The sequence below is a fragment of the Streptomyces sp. NPDC058576 genome (genome assembly GCF_042718715.1).
In the GTDB taxonomy this organism is placed as follows: Bacteria; Actinomycetota; Actinomycetes; order Streptomycetales; family Streptomycetaceae; genus Streptomyces.
Genome location: NZ_JBHXPF010000005.1, coordinates 151,658 through 172,501, shown reverse-complemented (window position 1 = coordinate 172,501; position 20,844 = coordinate 151,658). Strand labels below are relative to the sequence as shown.

Sequence of the window (20,844 nt, the reverse complement as noted above, 5' to 3'; positions counted from 1 at the left end):
ACTTACACACTGGGCCCTCTGACCTGCTATTTCAGCTGTCGGGGTGGCGGGATTTGAACCCACGACCTCTTCGTCCCGAATGAGGGTCGGATACTGATCTTGCCAGCGCCGATGACGTTTGCCCTGGTCAGGGCGTCGGTCTGTCGTGGTCTCGGGTGGTCCCGAAGGGGCTTGGGGAGCGGGTTGGCTCCCAGATGGCTCCCAGGAATTGGCGGCGTGAGCGGGACCGAGCTAGGTCGGGCACCTTGTCTCCCAACGGGGGACCCCACAGATCGTTCACCAGCAGGTCAAGCGTTGCCTCCTCATGGAGCGCCACCCCAAGCGCTGCCATAGCAGGGGCGAGACCCGCATCCCACACCGCGCTGACGGGCTCACCGACCAGCGGCAGCTGGGGAATCCCTTCGGCCTGGCTGCGAGTGGCCAGGTGCTCATAGTCGTCAGCGCCCATGCGCCAAGGTCGGGCTCCGTAACGGCGCATGATCCGGTTTGCCAGAGCGATGCCCGGCCAGTCGAAGTCACCGTGGTAAGCGAAGCGGCAGTCGGTGGAGGCGAGAATGTCCAGAAGGGTGAGGACCACCGTCGCGGCACTGCCGGAGGTGCAGACCAGGGGTTGCGAGCAGCCTGCCTCCGCTGCGGCCTCCACCACACGTGGGTTCTCGCAGATGTGGACGACAGATCCGGCGGGCAGGTGAAGCCGCACGTCGAGCAGGTCCCGGGAGGTCAGGTGGGTCTCCGCATGGTGTACGGCCCGCTCCCGCAGTGACCTCGCGCGCCAGTCCTCGCCGAGGGGCCGGAGGCCGTACGTCAGCACGGTACTGGAGACCTCGTCCGGTGTGACTGAGACCAGCCGCCACAGTGCCCGTCGGCCGGCCGCGTCGCCCGGAAGGTCCGTGCCGTGGGCCAGGGCGATGCCGCGCTGGACGAGGCGGGCGAGCCAGGTGCCGTCGTCAAGACCGTGTGCCGAACCGGTCGTCGACGCGGCCAGCTCGCCGCGGCCCCGTGCGTCGGCACGGTGCGGGTCGAGCAGCACGCCGAGTACTTGGACGGCCTGCTGAAGCGTCCGTACGGCTGCTTCCGGTGTCACGCCTTTCGGGACGCCGGTGCGGCGCAGCACATCCGACCACTGCTGCACCCACTCCAGCCCTGCCAGCGGCGACGAGTCGAGGGACGAGGCGAGCGCGGCCCAGACACGCTGCCGTTCCGCCGCGTTCTCCTCGCGGGCCGCACGGCGATCGACGAGCGGAGGGCCGAGTTCCTCCAGGACCTGCCTGAGCCCGAGACCCGCGGCCGAGGTCCGCAGGCGTTCGTCGAGCACGTCGAGCCTCACCGTTGCCGCTGTACTTGTGAGAGGCTTGCCCAGCAGGAGCGACAGGTCGTTCCGCTCCTGGGAACTCACCGTTGTGAGTCGGAGGGAGCCGATGGACTGCGCCCCGTTGCTCTCCAGCCGTTTGCGTGCCGCGTTCCAGAGCCGGACGAGACCGGGACCTGCCAACCAATCGCGCGTGGCGGGCGGTAGGGCGCTCATACCGACGCCAGCCGCCGGTGGCGACCGTTCCACGTGTAGTGCAACGTGGCCACTCCGCGTACATGAGGGTCGCGTAGGCACTCGTAGATGTGCAGGGAGGGCACCTCGGCCCAATTGCCCATCAGGCGCTCGCTCGTGAGAACGAAGTCGAGATCCAGATCGACCAGGATGCGGCCCAGGCGCCCATGCGTGGGTTCGTCGACCTTGGCGAAGGCGTCATCCAGGAGGATCAGCCGGGGCGCCTGCGGGGCTGAGTCGGCGAGGCTGGTGAAGTGGGCGGAAGCGGCGGCGAAAAGCACGAGGTACGAGAGCACCCGCTGCTCTCCCTGGCTCAGGCCGGTGCGGCCGGTCAGCTTCCTTCTGCGCCCGGGGGCGGCGTCCTCGACTACGAAGGTGTGGAAGGTGAACCAGGAGCGGTAGTCGAGCGCGCTGCGGAGGTGGGCGGTGTAGCCGGCAGACGGGTCGGCGCGGCGGGCGTCCTCGATGCGGCGTTGCAGTACGTCGCGGAGCTGCTCGGTCTGCTCGCGCGTCCGGAGGCTCGACGGGCTGCGCAGCAGTTCGACGGCCACCCGCACGTCGGCGTCGGCGTCCTCGTTGAGTTTCCAGAGGAGTTCCACGCCGAGGCCGTGCGAGGTCCGTACGGTCTTCAGCGTGTCGTTGAGTGCCGAGACCAGGTTGGCCGCCGTGATGACCTGCGTGGAGAGGTGGTCGCCGAGCTCGCCGGTCAGGAAGCGCTGGAACACGTCGCTCTCGCGTTCGGTGAGCCGTCCTCTCGCCTCGGCGGCCTCCACGGCGATCCGCTCGCCCACGACCGCGACGTCGTGCGAACCGTGGTCGTCGAGCAGGCGGCACACCTTGATCCCGTCGTGTTCGTCGAGCTGTGCGTCGTAGCCGCCCGCCAGTTGATCGCGCAGCGTTGTGTGCCGTTTGAGGAGAAGGCTGTCGGACACCTCTTCCCGGTTACGGCCGAGACTCCGATCCACCGCTTCCGCCAGTGCCCGCAGTGCGCGCAGGCGGTCGCGTGCGTTGGAGCCCGGGTCGTCCGGTATCTGATCGGGGAGAGACGCACGATCCAACCCCGCTCCGATGACGACTTCCGGACGGCTGAGAGCGCCGCGCAGAGCGCGGCCGGTCTCGATCACGGCTGCTTGCTGGTCCGCCAGTTCCTCGCGTAGGCGTTCCTCCCTCTCCTCCGCCCGCACACGTTGGTCGCGCAGTCCGTTGTGGTCGCGCTCTCTCGCCGGGATGGCCCTCACGGCGTTCGCGATACGGTCCTTGGCTGCCTGTTCGTCGGCGAGGATCTTCTCCTCGGACGATCCGACAGTGGCCTCCCGGGTCCGCAGATCCTGCTGCGCGGTGTGTAGTTGCCGGCGGCGAAGCCGGTAGCCCTCTTCCGCCTCCGTCCGCTTCTCGCGGGCTTGCGCGTACCGCCGGTCGTCCGCCTGACTTCCGCCGAGCCGGGCGACCGTACCGTTGACCGCCCTGCGCAGGTGGCCGACGCCGGTGAGCAGCGAGGCCAGCGCGGTGTGTACGCGGTCCAGTGCGACGGTGTCGGTGGGCAGGTCATGGGCGGTCGCGGTGGCGTCCGCCTCGGAGCGCGTCGAAACAGCCAGAGCGCGTGCCTCCTCCGCCTGGCGCGCTGCCTCGGTCGCCTTGGCGGAGAGCGCTTGCGCCGTCCTCTCCTCCGAAGCATGCGTGTTCCAGGAGTCGGAGAGCCGCTGCGCCCGTGGGAAGTCGCGTTCCGCTTGCGTGAGGGCCCGTCGCCGGGAATCGGCTGCGGCGAGCTCGGTACGGGCTTCGGCCAACTGTCGTTCCGTCTGCCCGAGCCGGTCTTCCAGCTCGGCCAGTGCCCGTCGCCGGGTCTCGGCCCGCACTGCTGCGCCCACGTACTCGGCGATGCTCTTGTGGTGCTGCCCTCGGAGGGCTCCCAGCCGCCAGCTACCGTCGAAGTGGACCGCACTCGCGGCCGTCGTCCCCGCGGCCGGTGCGAGCACGATGGCTGACAGCAGGTGCTCCACCTGCTCGGATGTGATGCCACTTTCCGGCTGTGCGACCGGGCGCAGGGCCGAGGCGAGGGTCTGCGCCACCGGCAACGGGTCGTGGGCCGGATCCGCATCGAGAAGGGCGTCCCCGGAGAGCGGTTCGAGAAGGGCGCCGCCCGTGCTGACCCACGCGTCGAGAATGCCACTCGCCTCCAGTGCAGCCTCCAGACCGGCCCGGTTGGCGGAGGTCAGGTGCTCGGCGAAGTTCACCAACCTGTAGAAGGGTGTGCCGTTGGCCGGGTCTCGCAGCGCGCTTCGGTAGTACGGAGCCGGAGGCTCCGGGTCCGTACGGCGTTCCCAAGCCTGCCTCTCCTCCGTCAGGCGGTCGATCTCCTCGCCGAGTCGGCCGACGCCGACCGCCAGGGTGTCGCGGTGCCGGGTGAGGGTGTCTGCGTACGGCTCAAGAGCCAGGTGTGCCGTCTGTCGCGCGTGGGTGTCGATGCCGACCGGGAGCGTGCGGGATGAGAACGGCGCGTAGGAGTCGGCCGCGCAGGCCACTTCCGAGAGGACGGCATCCAGCGGCGGGCACTCGGGCCCTGCTGCGGTCCGCGTCTCGCGCACCCACACGGCGACCTCGTCGGCGTACTCCCGGCTCTCCTCAGCGACTTTCTGACGGCTGACTTCGAGACGGTCAGCGGCCTCCTCCGCCTCGCCCTCCAGCCGTTCCCGCGCCTCGTCGGCCCGCACCGCACTGCCTCGCGCCTCGTCGGCCCGCGAGGAGAGGCGGGCCACCTCCTGGACCATCCGCTGTCGGTTCCGTACGACGGTCTTGGCGGATCCCAGCTGCCCCTGCCAGGACCGCAGGCCGGCCTCCGTCGTCGCCATGTCCACGCGCACCACCGGTCGGTGCCGTACGGTCTGCGGTTCCCCGTCCGGGCTGGTCAGCTCCGTCTGTGTCGACGAGGAACGGACGATGCGCGGCGGAGCGACCGCCTCGCCGAGATGCGCGGCGGGAAGTACCGCCCGCTCCGCCTGGACCAGTAGTTCCCGGTGCTCCGTGGCCAGTTCGGTGAGTCGGGTGCCCAACTCCTCGCCGCCCTCGTCCAGCCGTTCGGCCGCGCTCTCCTCCGCCTCGTGCGCGCCGCGCAACGCGGCGAAGGCGGTCATTGCCGTGGTGTGCAGAGCCTCCACCGTGCTGCGGCGCTCCGACAGCTCGCGCAGGCTGCGGTAGGCGTGGCTGTCGTGCAGAGCGGCGAGTTCCGTCCGGGCGGACTCCTCCTCCTCACGGAGTTTTCTCAGCCCCTCCTCCGATTCCTTCTCGCGCTCCTTCAGGACGCTCGTGTGCTGCGCGGCGTCCCCGGCCTTCCGGCGGCGTTCGGAGAGAGTGTCCAGTTCCCGGCTCACGTCCCGCGCCGAGGAACGCAGGACCCCGGCGAGGTAGCGGCGGTAGTCGGAAAGGAAGGTGCGCAAGGCCGCGTCGGTACGCTCCAGGCGCCCCAGTTCGGCCCGCACGGTGTCCAGATCGTGGAGGTTGCGCGCTACCTTCTCGACCACGTCCTCGTCGAGTCCGGGCAGGGTCTCACTCAGCATGACGGCCAGACCGCCGTGCTCGATGCGGTCCCCGACCGTGGGCCGCCGTAGCCGGTGCAGGAGCTGGGTGAGGTTGCGGTAGCGCGTCGCGTCCGTGATCCCGAAGAGGTCCCGGGCCACGCGGGCACGGTGTTCGACCGCTCGGTCCGTCGTGTTGCCGGAGCCGACGATCTCCTTGAGCTGGTCGACGGCAAGGGGTTTGCCCGCCTCGACCAGGTGCAGGTCCTCGCCGACGCGCAGCGGGGTGACGAAGAAGGTCGGCACCGCCTTCTGCGCCGACTTCGAGGCGCGGATCGCGGCGCCGAGTGTCAGACAGTGGTGGTCGCCGGCCTCGTCCGTCCCTCGGAACTCCACCCACAGATAGCCGAGGCGGTTGGTCTGCTCGAAGCCGTCCAGCATCAGCCAGGCGAGCGTCGTCCGCCCGGTGCCGGTGGCATCGAGGGCCCGGGAGTCGCCGTCCAGGAGGTACGGGAGCAACATCTCCAGAGCCTTGGACTTGCCCGCCCCGTTCTTGCCGCGCAGCAGCAGCCGCCCGTCACCGAAGGCGAACTCCTGCTCGTCGTACTGCCAGACGTTCTGGATGCCCGCCCGGTGCAGCCGGAAGCGGGTGCTCGCCGTCGGTGCGTGACCTGAACGCGGAAGCGGAACGAGACCACGGGCATCGGCGGTCATAGCGGCAACTCCTGCTGTTTGTCGGTGGAACCGGGCCGTCCGCCGGCCGTCCGCACGGTGACGCGGGTGGCGTATCGGGCTGCTGAGGCCAGTAGGATCCAGCCCTCGCTGCCACCGGGCCTGGCCGCGCGGACGTCGGTGACCTGGCGGCCTTCCGGCAGTTCGCCCGCGTACGCCTCCGGCAGCCCCGCTCCCTCGGATCGCAGCGGGCCGGCAGGGGCGATCAAGCGCATACGGGAGAGCAGGTCCAGCACGGCTTCGCGCAGGGCATCGGGGTCTTCGAGGTAACCACGCAGCCAGTTGCTGCGCTGCCCGTACTCGACGACCAGCTCGGCTAGAAGCTCATCCACCGCACCGTCCGGAACGGCGACCCCGACGACGAGGACACCGCCGGTCGCGGGGTGTCCGGGCTCCGCCGGGCGGAGCCGCTCCACTAGCCGTTCCACCAGCAGCAACGCGGCCTGGGCGACGGTCCCCGTCCCGGGCAGGTGGAGATCGGTCAGCTCCTCCTCGGGGTCGACCAGGGCCACTCCCTCGGCGCGGATCTCCGTCTCCAGACCCAGAAGTTCGAGGAACGCCTGAGCCTCCCGGCGCTGGCGAGTGCGGAGCCAGTCGCGTTCGGTGGCGGTCAGTTCGTCGAGGTGGACGACAGGGGTCTCGACGAGCATCCGGCGCACGTAGGTGCGCGGCCCTCCGAACCCCGGGTCCGCCGCCCGCCGGACCAGGTTGGCGCCGTCCCGCGACTGGGCGAGCGGTCCGGCCACGATGACGCGGGCGAGCTCCCGGTCGACCGTGATCAGCGCCTCCCCGTCGGCCTCCTGGGCGATGACGCCCACATGGCCGTGGGTCTCGATTAGGACACCCCACTCGACGAGCTGCCGCAGAGCCGCGACCAGCGTCCGCTTACCGGCCGCCCGTCCAGTCTCCTCCAGCGCGACGTCCGCGTCGGCCGCCGCGGCCCGGATGTCGGCGACGAGCTGAGACAACAACAACTGCTCCGGCGCGGTGACCAGCACCGACAGGGCCAGAGCCAGACAGGCGTAGGTGTGCGGGGTGAAGGGCGTGCCGGTGGACCGTACGAGCCGGTGCCCCGACCGTGCTCCGAGCCCGGCCTTGAACAGCCGGGCATAGGAGCTATCGACCAGGAGGCGGTAGCCAAGCACTTGCTGGAACCGGCCGCCCAGCCAGTCGGCGTGCCTGCGGACCAGCGGAAAGAGGTCGGCGTGCGGGCCGTCCGATGTGACCAGCGGGTGGGCGAGCAACAGCCTTGCCGCGGTGCGGCGTTCGGTGGCCAGAGCCACGTCGTGGGCGGAGGGAAGCGTCATGACACGCTCACCTCCTCCATACCGCCGGCGGGCGTACTGTGCGGCTGCGTGGAAAGGACCTCGCCCCCGGTCGGCTCCGCTCCGTCCGCCGCGGCGGACGTCCTGTGGACCAGCAGCTCCAGGTCGTCCAGCAGCAGATCCCCGTCGGCCGAGCGGAGAAGCGTGCGCGCTCCCGTCGTACGGTGCACCGTGAGCCGGACGCCCAGATCGGCGTCCTCGCTCCACGCGGCGTCCAGCCCGAAGCCCCGCTCCTCTCGCTCGTCCGCCTCGGCGCGCCGCCTGAGCTGCGCGTTCCCGAGCGCCGTGGCCAGCAGCTCCAGGAGCAGGCTGAGCGCCGCCGAAGTGAGCCGTACGCCGTCGAAACGGCCGGACGCGCTGCACAGCTCGTCCCCCGCGGCGCTTCTGTCCGCTCCCCGCTGACGCGCCGCCTCCCGCAGCCGTTCCTTCTGCGCGGAATGGTCCTCCACCGACGCCGTCCGGCCTCGCTGGGCGCGGCTGCCCCTCTCGCGCAGCGCGACCGGTACCTCGACCACAGGTCCCGTCCACCAGCTGGTGTAGGCGGGCACCACCTCGTCCGCGGCGGGCGGTATGCCCAGGTGGCGCGCGCCGTACAGCCCGAAGGCGGCGACGGCGATGTCGTGCGCGTCCTGCGGCGCGGCCTCGTCGAACCACCGGGCCAGCCGCAACAGGTCCCGGCGCCGCGACATCTCACCGGTGGCCGAGCGCAGCATCCGCTTGGCGTTGGCCAGCAGCGACTGAAGAGCCCGCAGCGTGGCGTCGCGCAGCTGGTCGACCTGGCTGCCCTGCCCGTCGGTGTCCCTGAACCAACCCCGCAGCCCCTCCCAGTCCGCTAGCTCACGACCCCGGCTGCGCTGTACGCGGGTCTCCGTACGGCTCTCGCTCTGCGCCGGAAGCCCGGCGAGCCCCTGCGCGTGAGCGTCCAGCTGCTCCAACAGGCCGGGTAGGTGGGGCCAGAGCGCGTCCAGGGCCGCCGAGATGCGGGGGGCGCGGAAGGACACGTCCTCCGTGATGGCCTCGACGTAGTCCAGGAGGAGTTCCTTGAAGCCCTGGTACTCGCCGCTGTCCAGGTCGTACCGGGTGAGCACCTGGCCGAGGTAGGCGTAGAAGTCCCGGACGGAGTCCGCGAACCCGGTGAACTGTACGAACAACGTGCTGACCCGCTCCAGCCCGTCCTGCGGGGCGATGCCGCCCGGTTCGGCGACGAGCTCGGCCAGCTCCCGCAGCCCCCGCTCGACGAGCGCCAGCAGTTCGTTGCTCACCTCACGGGCGGCGTCGGCCTCGGCCAGCACCCCGTCGGCGTTCCGCTGGACGCGCTCGCCCAGTCGCGACAACTGGTAGCGGGCGCGGGAACGCTGGTACTCGGTGATGCTGGACGCCTTCACGGTGTGGCTGCCGCGCAGCAGGTTCCCCCACTTCACCAGCTGCTCCAGCCGTGCCGTGAGGGGATCGGCGTCGAGCCCGGCGGCGGGCCCGCCGCCCTCGCGCAGCTTCGTCATCACGTCCGGGACGGCCAGGTCAGCCAGGAGCGTGCCGCAGAAGACCCGCATGATCGCGAGGTATTCCAGCCGCTCCGGTGCACTGAGGTACGCGTACGCGTCGAGGCGGCGGCGGGTCTCCTCGGCGTCAAGAGCCGAAGGCGCGTCGCCGGATTCCGGCGGTGTGCCAGGTGCGGGTTCCTCCATGTCCGCGAGGCTACGTGGAGGGTCCGACAGGCGGTGCGGGGTGGCCGGAACTGACCTCCGGGCAACCGGCGCATCGGCCTCGGGCACGCTGGAGCCGGGGCGTACGGAGCGAGTCGACTTCGCAGGGGGCAGAAGGTTATCCCCGCTGCTCGTCGGTGTCGTACAGCCGCCAGGCCGGCCAACGCGCCGCTTCGGCTTCGCCGTCACCACCGCCCAGCAGGTTCCGGCGATGCAGCATGAGCCGGAGGTGGCGTGCCGCGTCACCGTCGTCTTCCACTCCGCGATCGAAAAGCACGGCTTGGGGGACGGCCCCGTCGACGCCTCGCACCAAGGCGTCCGCAGCATGTCCGTGAACGGTCTCGCCCAGCGTGACGGTGGCTCCCTCCGTGCAGGAGAGGGCCAGGTACAGGCGTTTGAGCAGCACGTCCTCGGCCCCGCCACCCGGGTCTACGCCGTCCCGCTCCGAAGCCTCCAGCAGCGCGGCGCCCACGCCCCCTCGCTGCCGCCAGAGCCCCTTGTCTCCCACCACGATGAGGTGACTGCGGGCCCGGGTGATGGCGACGTTCCACAGGTTCAGCTGCCCAGCGACCCACTCGACGGCGCCCGGGTGCATGCCTTGGCCGGCTACGAGCGAGAACACCATGACGTCGCGTTCGCCGCCCTGGAAGGTGTGTACCGTGCCGACGCGCAGGCGTTCCTCGTCATACGGTCGCAGCCGCTTCCGCAGCGCTTCGGCCTGAGGCGCGAAGGGCGTGACGACGCCGACGGTGGCCTCGGGCGGGAGCTGCTCCAGCAGATAGCGGACACTTTCGTGCACTTTGCGGATCTCGTCCTCGTTGACCCAGGAGCCACCGAAGGGAGGGTGGGCGGCCCGCCCGGTCACATCCGTCCAGATGACGGCCGGGCGGCGGGCCAGAGCGGGACGGCCACGGGTGTCGGTGAGAACGGTCAGCCCACCGTCGTAGAAGAGTTCGTTGGAGATCGCGGCGATGTGCGGATGACAGCGGAAGTGCTCGTCGAGAAGCAAGGTGCCGCCCGCGGACTGCTCGGCCGCGTGGAAGGCGGAGTGGCGCCGGTAGGCGAGGTGATGCTTGTCCAGCCAGACGGACCGCAGCCCGTTCCCGCGCCGGATGACAGCCTCGCGGTGCGGGCTGGTCTTCGTGATGTGCGTGAGCTGCAGGGGGTCGCCGATGACCAGAGCGCGTCGCGCGCGGAACAGCAGCGGCAGGACATGAGGGATGGCGCACTGGCTGGCCTCGTCGACAACGACGAGATCGAACAGGGCCGGGCCCAGCGGAAACCGCCGGGCGGAAAGACTGGTGACAGCCCATCCGGCCACCGCGGGCGCATCCGTGGAGCCGTCCGAGCGACCCAGAACCCTCCGCATCTGCGGCCAGTCGCTGTGCTTGCCGTCCCGAGCCGTCAACAGGTCCAGAATGCGGCGGCGTCCGGCCCCGGCGGCGGCTTGGACCTTGACGGCGAGGAGTGTGCGTGAAGCGTCCTGGACGGTGCTCTCCGCATCGCGGAGGGCACGCGCGAGCGCTATGTCGTCAACCGTGGCCGCGTGCCCGCGCCCGTCACGCCATTCCGCCTGGGCCGAGGCGAAGCCGGCGAGCGCGAGGCAGCCCGCGGCGGGATCACCCGTGTACCCCTCCAGACCGGTCCTGCGCAGGAGACGGGACCGGCGCCACGTTCCGAGGAACCGCGCGCGGGAGAGACGGCGTGCCTTGTTCTCCAGCTCCCTCGGCCGGGGCGGGCCACCGAGCAGGTCCCGGAGTTCGGTGACGGTGATCCCGAGCTGTTCCGCGTGGTGGGCGCGGGCCTCACCTGCCTGGCGAAGCCGCAGCTCGGTCTCGGCGATGTGGGCCAGCTGCCGCCGTACCTCTGCCAGGCGGTCGGTGGCCAGCACGGTCGCCATAGAAGCCGTAGCCACGGTGGTGGACGGCTCCGGACCGGTACGCAGCGCGTGGAGCGCGGCTGCCTCGTGCTCCGCATTGCTCTTGCCGTTCTTCTTCCGCGACGAACCGGTGCGGACGACGCTGCCGGGCATCAGCTCGTCGCAGCGGCGCCAGACCTCGTCCACGGCATCGTTGTTGGTGGACGCGACCAGCACGGTCTGGCCCGCCGCGATCGCCGTGGCCACGAGATTGGCGACCAGTTGGCTCTTGCCGGTGCCGGGCGGGCCGGTGGCCACGGTGAGGCGGCGGGTCATGGCGGACCGGAGAACCGCGGTCTGGGCCTCGTTGCAGGGCAGCGGCGTCACGAGGCGCACCGGTTCGGGGTCCGTGTGGGCGAGGGACCAGGCACGGTGCGAGGTATCGGGCGCGAGGGCACCGAGGGCGGTCTTCCCGATCTGGTCCGTCCGCTCGGTGATGCCGGCGATGTCTTTGAGGAGGTTCTTCGTGAAGCCTGTCTGGGGGCGCGCCGCGAACAGGACCGCGGTGTTGCGGGCTCCGTGGCCGGGTGTGCGGACGTCGATGCGGTCGGCGAGCTGGTCGGGACGGAGCTCCTGCACACACGGCAGCTCGAACTCCTGGGTGAGGAGGTTCCGTACCTCGACCGCCATGCGATCGTGCTGTCCTCGATGCCAGGACGGCTGAAACGTGTTGATGAGCTGGTTCGCCTCATCCTCGCCCAGCCAGTCGTGCGCCAGCTGAGGATGAGGCAGGACCGGACCGTACGGCTTCAGCCGCACCTCGCCCTCGTCCTGGACGATCTCGACCCGGCGTACCAGCAGGGGCGCGAACTTCGGCTGCCGCCAGGGGCGTCCGGTGCGGGGCCCGGTGAGGACCACGGCCGGGTATCCCGCCCAGAGCTCGGCGTCCTCCTCGGCCGCTGAATCCACCAGCGAGGCCGCTTCCTTGGGGAGTGCGACGCAGCCGTCGTCGTCGACCTCGCCGGAGATGAACCTCTCCGCGCCGTCCAGGCACACGTACGACGTGCCCTGACGGCTCACGTCCATCAGAGGTGTCTCGGCGCTCTCGGCCAGGACGCACTCGCGGTAGTAGTCCAGCAGGTTGGTCCAAGTGGGTTCTGCGTGAGCGGACTTCACGGCGTGTGGCGGTGCCGCTTCTCCGGCGACTGCCCGGGGTCGGGAACTCAGAGGATCGAGGATGGGGGCCCGGCCGAAGGGGCTGTCCGCGACGACGATGCGGTCATCGACGCCGTGCGTGGACTGCACCGGCACCTGACGTCCGCCGCTTTGAGCGCGCATACGCTGGTTGACGTGGTGGAACAGGTCGCTGACCGTCACCGCGCTGCTGCCGTCCTTGCTGACCTTCCCCGTGCGCAGCGCCTCGATGACCTCGCCGGTGAACGCCGACGGCTTCACATCATCGCCGCCGCTCGCGTCCGCGTACGAGTCCTCCCCGGCCCGCGAGGACGACAGGACGTACACGCCCCTGCTCGTCAGCGGGGGCTGCTCGCCCGACTTGGCCACGGAGCCGTCAGCTTGCCGGTCCGACGTGCGCAGACCCACGGCGAACCCGCCGCTGCGGCAGCAGTCGATCATCACGATCTTCTGCGGCGCGACGCACTCCTCCAGCGCGTCGTTGAGGAACCCGGCGCTGACTCCGGTCGCGGCCACCCGGTCGTAGTCGGTGTCCTTGGCGACGAAATGGAACTCGCCGCCGTCACGCACGGTGCGCACACCGTGCCCGGAGACGTACACGAGCGCCAGTTCGTCCTCGTCGCGCTCCTGGAGGAACTCACCGATGACCGCCCGCATGTCATCGGCGGCGAGATCGGATTCTGTCTGTATGGAGACGAAGTTGCCGATCTTGTGGTGCCTCAGGACCTGGGCGAGCCCCCATACGTCCGCTTGTACGGAAGCCAGCGGCGAGAAGCGGCCGTCGTCGTAGTGCTCGTTGCCGATCAGGAGAGCCCGGCGCTTGTGGAGGCGGGTCACGCCGCGCCGTCATCCGGTTCGGGACCGTCGTCGCCCGTTACCCGGTGCTGGAACTCCCGGACCAAGCGCTCCTGCGCGGCGTCCGGGCGCCCGGTGATCTCGATGGAGTCGTCCCCGACGGTGACCACGACCGTGCGGTGCCGCTCCTTGGCGCACCACTCCTTGATCAGCGTGATCAGGATCTGGGACGCCGGGCGGGCGACGGCGGCGGTGGTGGCGGCCCAGAGAGCCACCTCACCCACGCCGGTGCCCTTACGACCCGTTTCGGTGGCCCCAGCGGTGTCATGGAAGCCGACGACGAGATCGTCCGTCCTCCGCAGGCTGTCGTGCAGGTCCCGGGTGAGGCGTTCCTGCCGGAGTGTGTCGCCGCCTGCGGGCACGGTGAGTGTCCACGGCGATCCCCCGTCGCGCATGCGCTGCTCCTTGCTTTCGCTTATTTTGCTGGTCAGGTCTGTTCAGCGACTTTGGCACGAGGGCGTCCGTCGGTGACAGCCCTGGTCGAGGAGAGGGGCGGCATCCGGCCACGGCCGCGTACGGGGGCGTGTCGTCTCCGCTGTCCTGGTCCCCTGCGGTCACCGAGACCGCCCAGGGTCCCGGTCACCGAGACCGGGAGGCAGATGAGCGCCGACTCCGCCAGATCGGATGTCTACGACAGCAGCCACGCCTGAACACCGCTCAGATACTCCCCCATGGCGCCCATCGACTCCGGCGATGACTCGAACTGGATCGACAGGTTGACCTCGTACAGCTTGTAGGCAGACTCCGTCGCGCGCGCCGCGGATGCTGCCGCCGCCAGCGCCAGGACTGCACGCTCACGGTCCCCGGATTCCACCGCCTCCACGAGCGCGGGCCACAGCGTTTCGCCGATGTGGTCGACGAGCTCCATGAGGTGGGCTCCGGCGCGCCCGGCGCGTTCCTTGATCGCTTCGCTCTCGGCTTCGGCCCGGTGCTCCGCCTGCTCGGAGCGCCGGTCGTCCTCGTGGTCCCAGGCGTGATCGCCCCAGATCTCCAGCCAGCGCTGATCAGCCCGGACCAGCGTGGACTTGAACTCGCGGTCCAGGTCCTCCTGCGTGAGCCGAGCGTGGTCCCAGGAGTCGTCGTCCGTGAAGGACGCGAGAGGCAGGGTGAGGTCTGGCAGGGATGTGCCGTCACGCAGAGCTGTGAGGACGAGAACGGTGTCGACCGCGGGCAGGACCGTCTCCACATCCACGAGGCTTCGCAAGGACGCGGCGGACTGCTCGACGGCCATGTAGTCGTGCTCGGCGATCTGGCCGTCGAGATCCCCATGGAGATTGAGGATCTCCGTGCCGGCCTCCTCGATCTCCTCCATGCGGTCGAAGATCTCCGCGTCGAGCCGTTCCTCCATCTTGCGCAGCTCGCGGAGGCCAGCAGCCTCCTCTTCGAGCTTTGCCACTGCATTGGCCAGATCGCCCATGTCGTCTCTCCGTTTCGGCTGCCATGATCGGCCTGCGTGTGAGTATTCCGGTGGCATTGCTGGGACGGCGCAGCGTCTCTCTGGCTTGGCTTGGCTTGCTCCGCCGCACCGCCCCCGCCTTCGGGCGGGCCGGAGCGAGCGGAATCGATCGTGCGGTGGAGTTCGCAACCTTCCACGTCCGGTGCGCTGCTGAGGCACGCTACCACAGCAATTATGTGTTGACGTCGTCAACGCATGGCCTGTTGTACACATTCACACCTTGGTGTACGTTTCCGTCGTGGGTGCTCTCGTCTGTCACGATGAGCGCGCTGGCGTGTACGGGGAAGCAGTAGGCCCTCCCGGCAGGGCCGGACGGGGAGGCAGTGGACATGAGCGAGGATTCCGAGACGGTCGCGGGCCGGTTCCGTCTCCTGAGCCATCTCGACTCGGGAAACATGGGTGAGGTGCATCGCGCCGAAGACCTGGATGAGCCGGAGGACTCGCCCGCACGCGTCGTCGCGATCAAGCTCATCCTCCGCCGTCGCTCGGGCACGCTCGCCCAGCCCCGGGCCGCCGACCACGCGACGGCGAGGTTCGCGCGCGAGGTGCGCATCATGCGCAAGCTGAGCCACCCCAACCTGCCCCGCACTATCGACGGCGGAGTGGACGAGGCCGGCGGTGACCTGCCGTACCTGGCGATGGAGTTCCTGGACGGACACCCGCTCTCCGACCTGATCGCCGAAGAGGGGCAGCTCCCGGTCTCCTGGGTTGCGGCCATCGGGGCCCAGATGGCCGACGCCCTGGCCGCCGCCCACACGGCCGACGTGGTCCACCGCGACCTCAAGCCCCGTAACGTCATGCTGACCCGCGGCGGCGCCGTCAAGGTGCTGGACTTCGGCCTCGGTCGCATCGTCGACGACCCAGACGGCACCAAGCTGACCAGTACGGGGGTGACGGTCGGCACGGCCCGCTACATGGCGCCGGAGCAGGGTGCGGGCGGCCTTGTCACCCAGGCCGCCGATCTGTACGCCCTCGGGTGCGTGCTGCACGAGATGCTTCTGGGAAACCCGCCCTTCATCGGCAACTCCCCGCTCGAGTTCTACGAGAAGCATGCCTACCAGGAGCCGGCGCCGGTACGGCTGCTCCGCTCGGACGTGCCCGAGGCTCTGGCCCGCCTGGTGAGCCGCCTTCTCGCGAAGGACCCGGCGGATCGTCCGACCGATGCCGTCGCCGTACGGGAGGCCCTGCAGCCCTTCGTGACGGAGGACGCGTCGGTCCCTGTCTGGCACGACTTCGACCCCGTCAAGTGGCTGCTGCGGTCGACCGGCCAGGTCGCCATGGCGGTGGAGCGGCAGTCCTCCGCCTCCGCGACCCCCGAGCCTGCGAAGCGCCCCCTGTCCGGTTCCGCCATGGACGTCTTCGGCGTGCACGCGAAGCTCATCGACGACTACCGCTCGTTCACCGAGGCCGGCACGATCATTCGCGACGAGCGCGTCAAGGACTTCGTCAGGAAGGACCTCGACGCCAAGTCCCAGTGGCCCAACCCCTGGCTGTCGCTCAACCCCTTCTTCGCCTCCGCCGGTACGGTCGCCGAACTGGCTGCCCAACAGGTCCTCCACGCCGAGTGCGCGAAGATCTTCCAGGCGGGCAAGTCCGAGGACTCCACCGTGTGCGACGGGCGCCCGCTCACCCTGCACCGGCACCAGCGCGCGGCGATCGACGCGGCGGCTGAGGGCGTCTCCTACGTACTGACCACCGGCACCGGTTCGGGCAAGTCCCTCGCCTACATGGTCCCGATCGTCAACCAGGTGCTCAAGGAGCGGCAGGAGGCGGGGCCCGACGCTCCCAAGCGGGTGCGGGCGATCATCGTCTACCCGATGAACGCGCTCGCCAACAGCCAGCTCAAGGAGCTGGAGAAGTACCTGCGGCATGGGTACGGCGAGGGCTCCGAGCCCGTCACCTTCGCCCGCTACACCGGCCAGGAGGACGACGAGACCCGGCGGAAGATCCGTAAGAACCCGCCGGACATCCTGCTCACCAACTACGTGATGCTGGAGCTGATGCTCACCCGGCCCGACGACCGCGACAGCCTCGTGGCCATGGCGGAGGGCCTGCGGTTCCTCGTCTTCGACGAACTGCACACCTACCGCGGCCGGCAGGGCGCGGACGTTGCCCTCCTCATCCGCCGCGTGCGCGACGCCTGCCGCGCCGACGACGTGCAGTGCATCGGCACCTCCGCGACCATGTCCACCGAGGGCAGCCTGGAGCAACAGAAGGACGTGGTGGCCGACATGGCCTCCAAGCTCTTCGGTACGAAGGTCAGCCCCCGGCACGTCATCGGTGAGACACTCGTCCGGGCCACCGGCGAGCCCCCGAGCGCCGTGCCCGCCGAACGCCTCGCGGGAGCCGCCGCCCCCAGCGCCTACGCGGATCTGGTCACCGATCCCCTCGCGCGCTGGATCGAGACGTACTTCGGTCTGGCGACCGACGAGGCCACGGGCCGGCTCGTACGACAGAAGCCCGGGAGGGTCGAGGACGCCGCCGCCGAGCTGTCACGGCGGAGCGGGGTCGACGAGAAGAGTTGTGCGGAAGCGCTGCGGGACACCCTGGAAGCCGGTTCGCAGGCGTACCACCCCGTCACCGAACGCCCCCTGTTCGCCTTTCGGCTGCACCAGTTCCTGTCCAAGGGCGACACCGTCTACGTCACCTTGGAGGTGAAGGACGCCCGCCATGTCACCCGGGACTACCAGCGTGTGCGGCCCGGCACCGACGGGCACGTCCTGATGCCGCTCGCCTTCTGCCGTGAGTGCGGTCAGGACTATCTCACCGTGTGGCGTACGGAGAAGGACGGGGCGATCCGCTACGAGCCGCGCCGCGACGCGGTCGCCACGGGCGGACGGGCGGGCGACGGCTACCTCTACATCGACACCGACCGCTTCCCGGGCACCGCCCCCTGGCCCCCCGCCGCGGACGAGGCCATAGCGGACCGTCGGCTGCCCGAATCCTGGCTGGAGACCGACGACCGGGGCCAGGAGGTGGTGAAGAAGTCCTACCGGGACCGGTTGCCGCGTGCCGTCACCGTGGATGCGTACGGCAACGAGGGCAAGGGCGAACTGCACGCGGCGTTCATCCCCGCCCCGTTCCTGTTCTGCCCCCAGTGTTCGATCTCCTACGAGCAGACCCGCGGCAAGGACTTCGCCAAGCTGGCGACCCTGGACCAGGAGGGCCGCTCCTCGGCGACCTCGCTGATCTCCGCCTCCGTGGTGCGCTCCCTGGACAGCGTGCCGGAGGCGGCACTGCCCAAGGAGGCGCGCAAGCTCCTCACGTTCGTCGACAACCGTCAGGACGCTTCCCTCCAGGCCGGTCACTTCAACGACTTCGTGCAGGTCACCGAGTTGCGCGGGGCGCTGTACCGGGCGGCGCTCGACGCGGGACCCGACGGCATCCAGCACGAGGAGCTGGCCACCCGCGTGGCCAACGCGCTGGCCCTGGACCCCGCCGTCTACGCGAAGAAGAAGGACCTGCCGCCCCGGCTGGCGGCAGCCGCCGCCACCACGCTGCGGGAGGTGATCGCCTTCCGTCTCTACCTCGACCTGGAACGCGGCTGGCGCGTCACCATGCCGAACCTGGAGCAGACGGGGCTCCTGGAGATCGACTACGCCGACCTCCCGTGGGTCGCCGAGCGGGAGGAACGCTGGGAGCGGGTGCACCCCGCCCTGCGCCAGGCCGACGCCCCGCTCCGCATGGAGATCATGAAGGTGCTGCTCGACGAGATGCGCCGGTCGCTCGCCATCGACGTGCAGTACTTCCGCGACGACTTCGACTCCCTCCAGAGCGCCGCCGAGGAGCGGCTCGCCGATCCGTGGCAGCTCGCCAAGAGCGACAGCCCCAAGGTCGCCACTGCCTACCCCCAGCCGTCCAAGCCCGGAATGGACCGGGCGGGACTGTTCCTGTCCGCGCGCGGCAAGTACGGGAAGTACCTGCGCCGCGCCCACCGGGGGTTCCGCGACGACCTGGACAACGCCGAACTCCAGACGGTCATCGAGGACCTGCTGAAGGTCCTCCGCGACGCGGGACTCGTGACCGAGCTGTCCGTGGCGCCGCAGAAGGCAGGCCACTTCCGCAGGTCCTCGGCGACCACCACCGGGTACCGGGTGGACGCCGCCTCCATCATCTGGCGGGCCGGCAGCGGTGAGACCGGGGCCCACGACCCCCTCACCCGTACGTACGCCAGTGGCGACGGGCCGCGCGTCAACACCTTCTTCCGGGAGCTCTACCGTGAGGCGGCCGACGGCCTCTCCGGGCTCTTCGCCCGGGAGCACACCGCGCAGGTCGACCCCCGGGACCGGCAGCAGCGCGAGAAGGACTTCAGCAGCGCCGACCTCAAGCTGCTCTACTGCTCCCCGACGATGGAGCTGGGCGTCGACATCTCCTCGCTCAATGCCGTCATGATGCGCAACGTCCCGCCCACCCCCGCCAACTACGCCCAACGCAGCGGCCGGGCCGGGCGGAGCGGACAGCCCGCCCTCGTCACCACGTACTGCGCCACGGGCAACAGCCACGACCAGTACTACTTCCGCCGCTCGCACCGGATGGTCGCCGGCGCCGTCGCCCCGCCCCGACTGGACCTGGCCAACGAGGACCTGGTCCGGTCGCACCTCCAGGCCATCTGGCTCGCCGAGGCCGGGCTCACCCTGGGCCGCGCGATCCCGCAGGTCCTCGACATCGGCCACGCCGAGACCTCCGGCAGCCCCGCTCCCGTACTCGCCCTGCTCGACGACATCCGGGCCGCCTCCCACGACCCGGGGGCGCAGTCCCGCACGGTGGACGCGGCCCGGCGCGTCCTCGGCCCCCTGCTGCCCCGGTTCTGCGAGACGACCTGGTGGGACGAGAGGTGGATCGAGGACGCGGTGGGCAAGGCCCCGCGCAACTTCGACCGGGCCTTCGACCGCTGGCGCGCGCTGTACCGCACCGCCCTCCTCGACCAGTACGTGCAGAACAGGAGGGTCCTCGACCACACGCTGACCGAAGGCGACCGCAGGAACGCCTTCCGCCGCCGTACGCAGGCGGAGACCCAGCTCAACCTGCTCAAGAACGAGAGCGTGGACAACCGGTCCGTCCTCTCCGACTTCAACCCCTACCGCTACCTGGCGTCCGAGGGCTTCCTGCCCGGCTACTCCTTCCCCCGGCTGCCGCTCGCCGCCTACATCCCCAGCCGTGGCGGCCGCCACGGCGACGGGGACTACCTCCAGCGCCCCCGCTTCCTCGCGATCCGCGAGTTCGGACCCGGCGCGCTGATCTACCACGAGGGCGCCCGCTACCAGGTGACCCGCATCCAGCTCCCGCCGGACTCCACCGGTGACATCTCCACCGGCGAGGCCCGCCGCTGCGCCCACTGCGGCTACCTGGACGAGCCCGAGCAGCGCCGGGACACCTGCGAGATGTGCGAGAAGCCGCTCGGCGCGCCCACCTACGGCCTCCTGCACCTGCACACCGTCTTCACCCAGCGCCGCGAGCGCATCTCCTCCGACGAGGAGGAGCGCCGCCGGGCCGGCTACCGGCTGGAGACGTCGTACCGCTTCCGGCGGCACGGCGCCCGCAAGGGCCGCCAGGACGCCCGGGTGGCGGACACCGGTGGCGCGCTCGCGACGCTCACCTACGGGGACTCCGCCACGGTCCGCATCACCAACGTCGGCAGGCTCCGCGCCAAGGACAACGAGCCGCCCGGCTACTGGCTCGACCCGGCCGACGGCCGCTGGCTCAACGAGCGCGACGCCTCCGACGCCTCCGGCGACTCCAGCGAGATGCCCGTCGTCGACGCCGACGGCAAGGACAAGCGCCGCAAGAAGCGGGTCATCCCCTTCGTCGAGGACCGCCGCAACATCATGGTCCTCACCCTCGACGAGCCGCTGCCGGAACCGGTTGCCCTGACCCTCATGTACGCGTTGGAGCGCGGCATCGAGACCGCCTTCGAGCTGGAGGACTCCGAGCTGACCAGCGAGCTGCTGCCGCCGGCCGACGGCCCGCGCGACCGGCTGCTGTTCACCGAGGCGGCCGAGGGCGGCGCCGGTGTCCTGCGCCGGCTCCAGGCCGAACCGGGAGCCCTCGCCGAGGCGGCCCGGCAGGCTCTGGCCGTCTGCCACTTCGACGGGGACGGCGAGGACGAGGCCCACGCGAAGTCGGAGCGCCCCTGCGCCCGAGGCTGCTACGACTGCCTGCTCACCTACGGCAACCAGCTCCACCACGGAGTGATCAACCGCCATGACGTCACCGACCTGCTGCTGCGGCTCGCGTCCGCCGAGGCGACGAGCGAGAAGCGCGGGGAGAGCAGTACGGAACAGCACCTCAGACTCACGACCGCCACCGCGTCGATCACCGGCTTCCCCTCCCCGGCGCCGACGTCCGGAAGCGGCCCGGCCGAGCCCGCCACGCCGGTCGAGAAGCGGTTCCTGGACTGGCTCCGGGACAGCGGACTGAGGCTGCCCGACGAGGCGGCGACCACCGTCTCCGAGGCCGACGCCCGCCCCGACTTCGTCTACCGGATGCCCGGTGTCAAACTCGCCGTCTTCGTCGGCGGCGAGGACGACCCGGCCCGGGACGAGGACGCGGAGGACAGACTCTTCCTCGCCCGCTGGGACGTCATCCGCTTCCCGGCGGACGGCGACTGGTCGGCCATCGCCGCCGAGCACACCCGCTACTTCGGCCTCGGCCCCTCGTGACGAAGCC

Annotated in this window: 8 protein-coding genes; 1 reads left to right on the top strand and 7 read right to left on the bottom strand. The window is 70.4% G+C overall.

The window, feature by feature from the left end; all coding sequences use genetic code 11:
* Positions 1–127: 127 nt before the first annotated feature.
* The 7 genes from ACFWRV_RS06190 to ACFWRV_RS06160 form a co-directional block, all read right to left on the bottom strand.
* Positions 128–1,525: a TIGR02679 family protein gene (locus ACFWRV_RS06190; RefSeq protein WP_384328924.1), complete on the bottom strand. Its 1,398-nt coding sequence runs from the start codon at positions 1,523–1,525 to the stop codon at positions 128–130.
* Complete coding sequence (locus ACFWRV_RS06185) at positions 1,522–5,769, bottom strand: TIGR02680 family protein (protein WP_384328922.1); 4,248 nt, start codon at positions 5,767–5,769, stop codon at positions 1,522–1,524. The genes ACFWRV_RS06190 and ACFWRV_RS06185 overlap by 4 nt, the downstream gene beginning before the upstream one ends.
* Positions 5,766–7,094, bottom strand: a complete 1,329-nt coding sequence (locus ACFWRV_RS06180; protein WP_384328919.1) for a TIGR02678 family protein — start codon at positions 7,092–7,094, stop codon at positions 5,766–5,768. The genes ACFWRV_RS06185 and ACFWRV_RS06180 overlap by 4 nt, the downstream gene beginning before the upstream one ends.
* A complete protein-coding gene (locus ACFWRV_RS06175) occupies positions 7,091–8,797 on the bottom strand; it encodes a TIGR02677 family protein (RefSeq protein ID WP_384328916.1) in 1,707 nt (568 codons plus the stop codon). Before ACFWRV_RS06175 ends, ACFWRV_RS06180 begins: the two co-directional genes overlap by 4 nt.
* A 136-nt stretch (positions 8,798–8,933) precedes the next feature.
* On the bottom strand, positions 8,934–12,704 hold the full coding sequence (locus tag ACFWRV_RS06170; RefSeq protein WP_384328913.1) for an AAA domain-containing protein: 3,771 nt from the start codon (positions 12,702–12,704) through the stop codon (positions 8,934–8,936).
* Positions 12,701–13,117, bottom strand: a complete 417-nt coding sequence (locus ACFWRV_RS06165; protein ID WP_384328910.1) for a hypothetical protein — start codon at positions 13,115–13,117, stop codon at positions 12,701–12,703. Before ACFWRV_RS06165 ends, ACFWRV_RS06170 begins: the two co-directional genes overlap by 4 nt.
* A 233-nt stretch (positions 13,118–13,350) precedes the next feature.
* Entirely contained in the window at positions 13,351–14,139 is a 789-nt protein-coding gene (locus tag ACFWRV_RS06160; RefSeq protein ID WP_384328907.1) for a hypothetical protein, read from the bottom strand.
* A 368-nt stretch (positions 14,140–14,507) separates the two neighbouring features.
* Here ACFWRV_RS06160 and ACFWRV_RS06155 point away from each other — a divergent pair, with 368 nt between their 5' ends.
* Entirely contained in the window at positions 14,508–20,837 is a 6,330-nt protein-coding gene (locus ACFWRV_RS06155; protein ID WP_384328904.1) for a protein kinase, read from the top strand.
* The last annotated feature ends 7 nt before the right edge of the window (positions 20,838–20,844 follow it).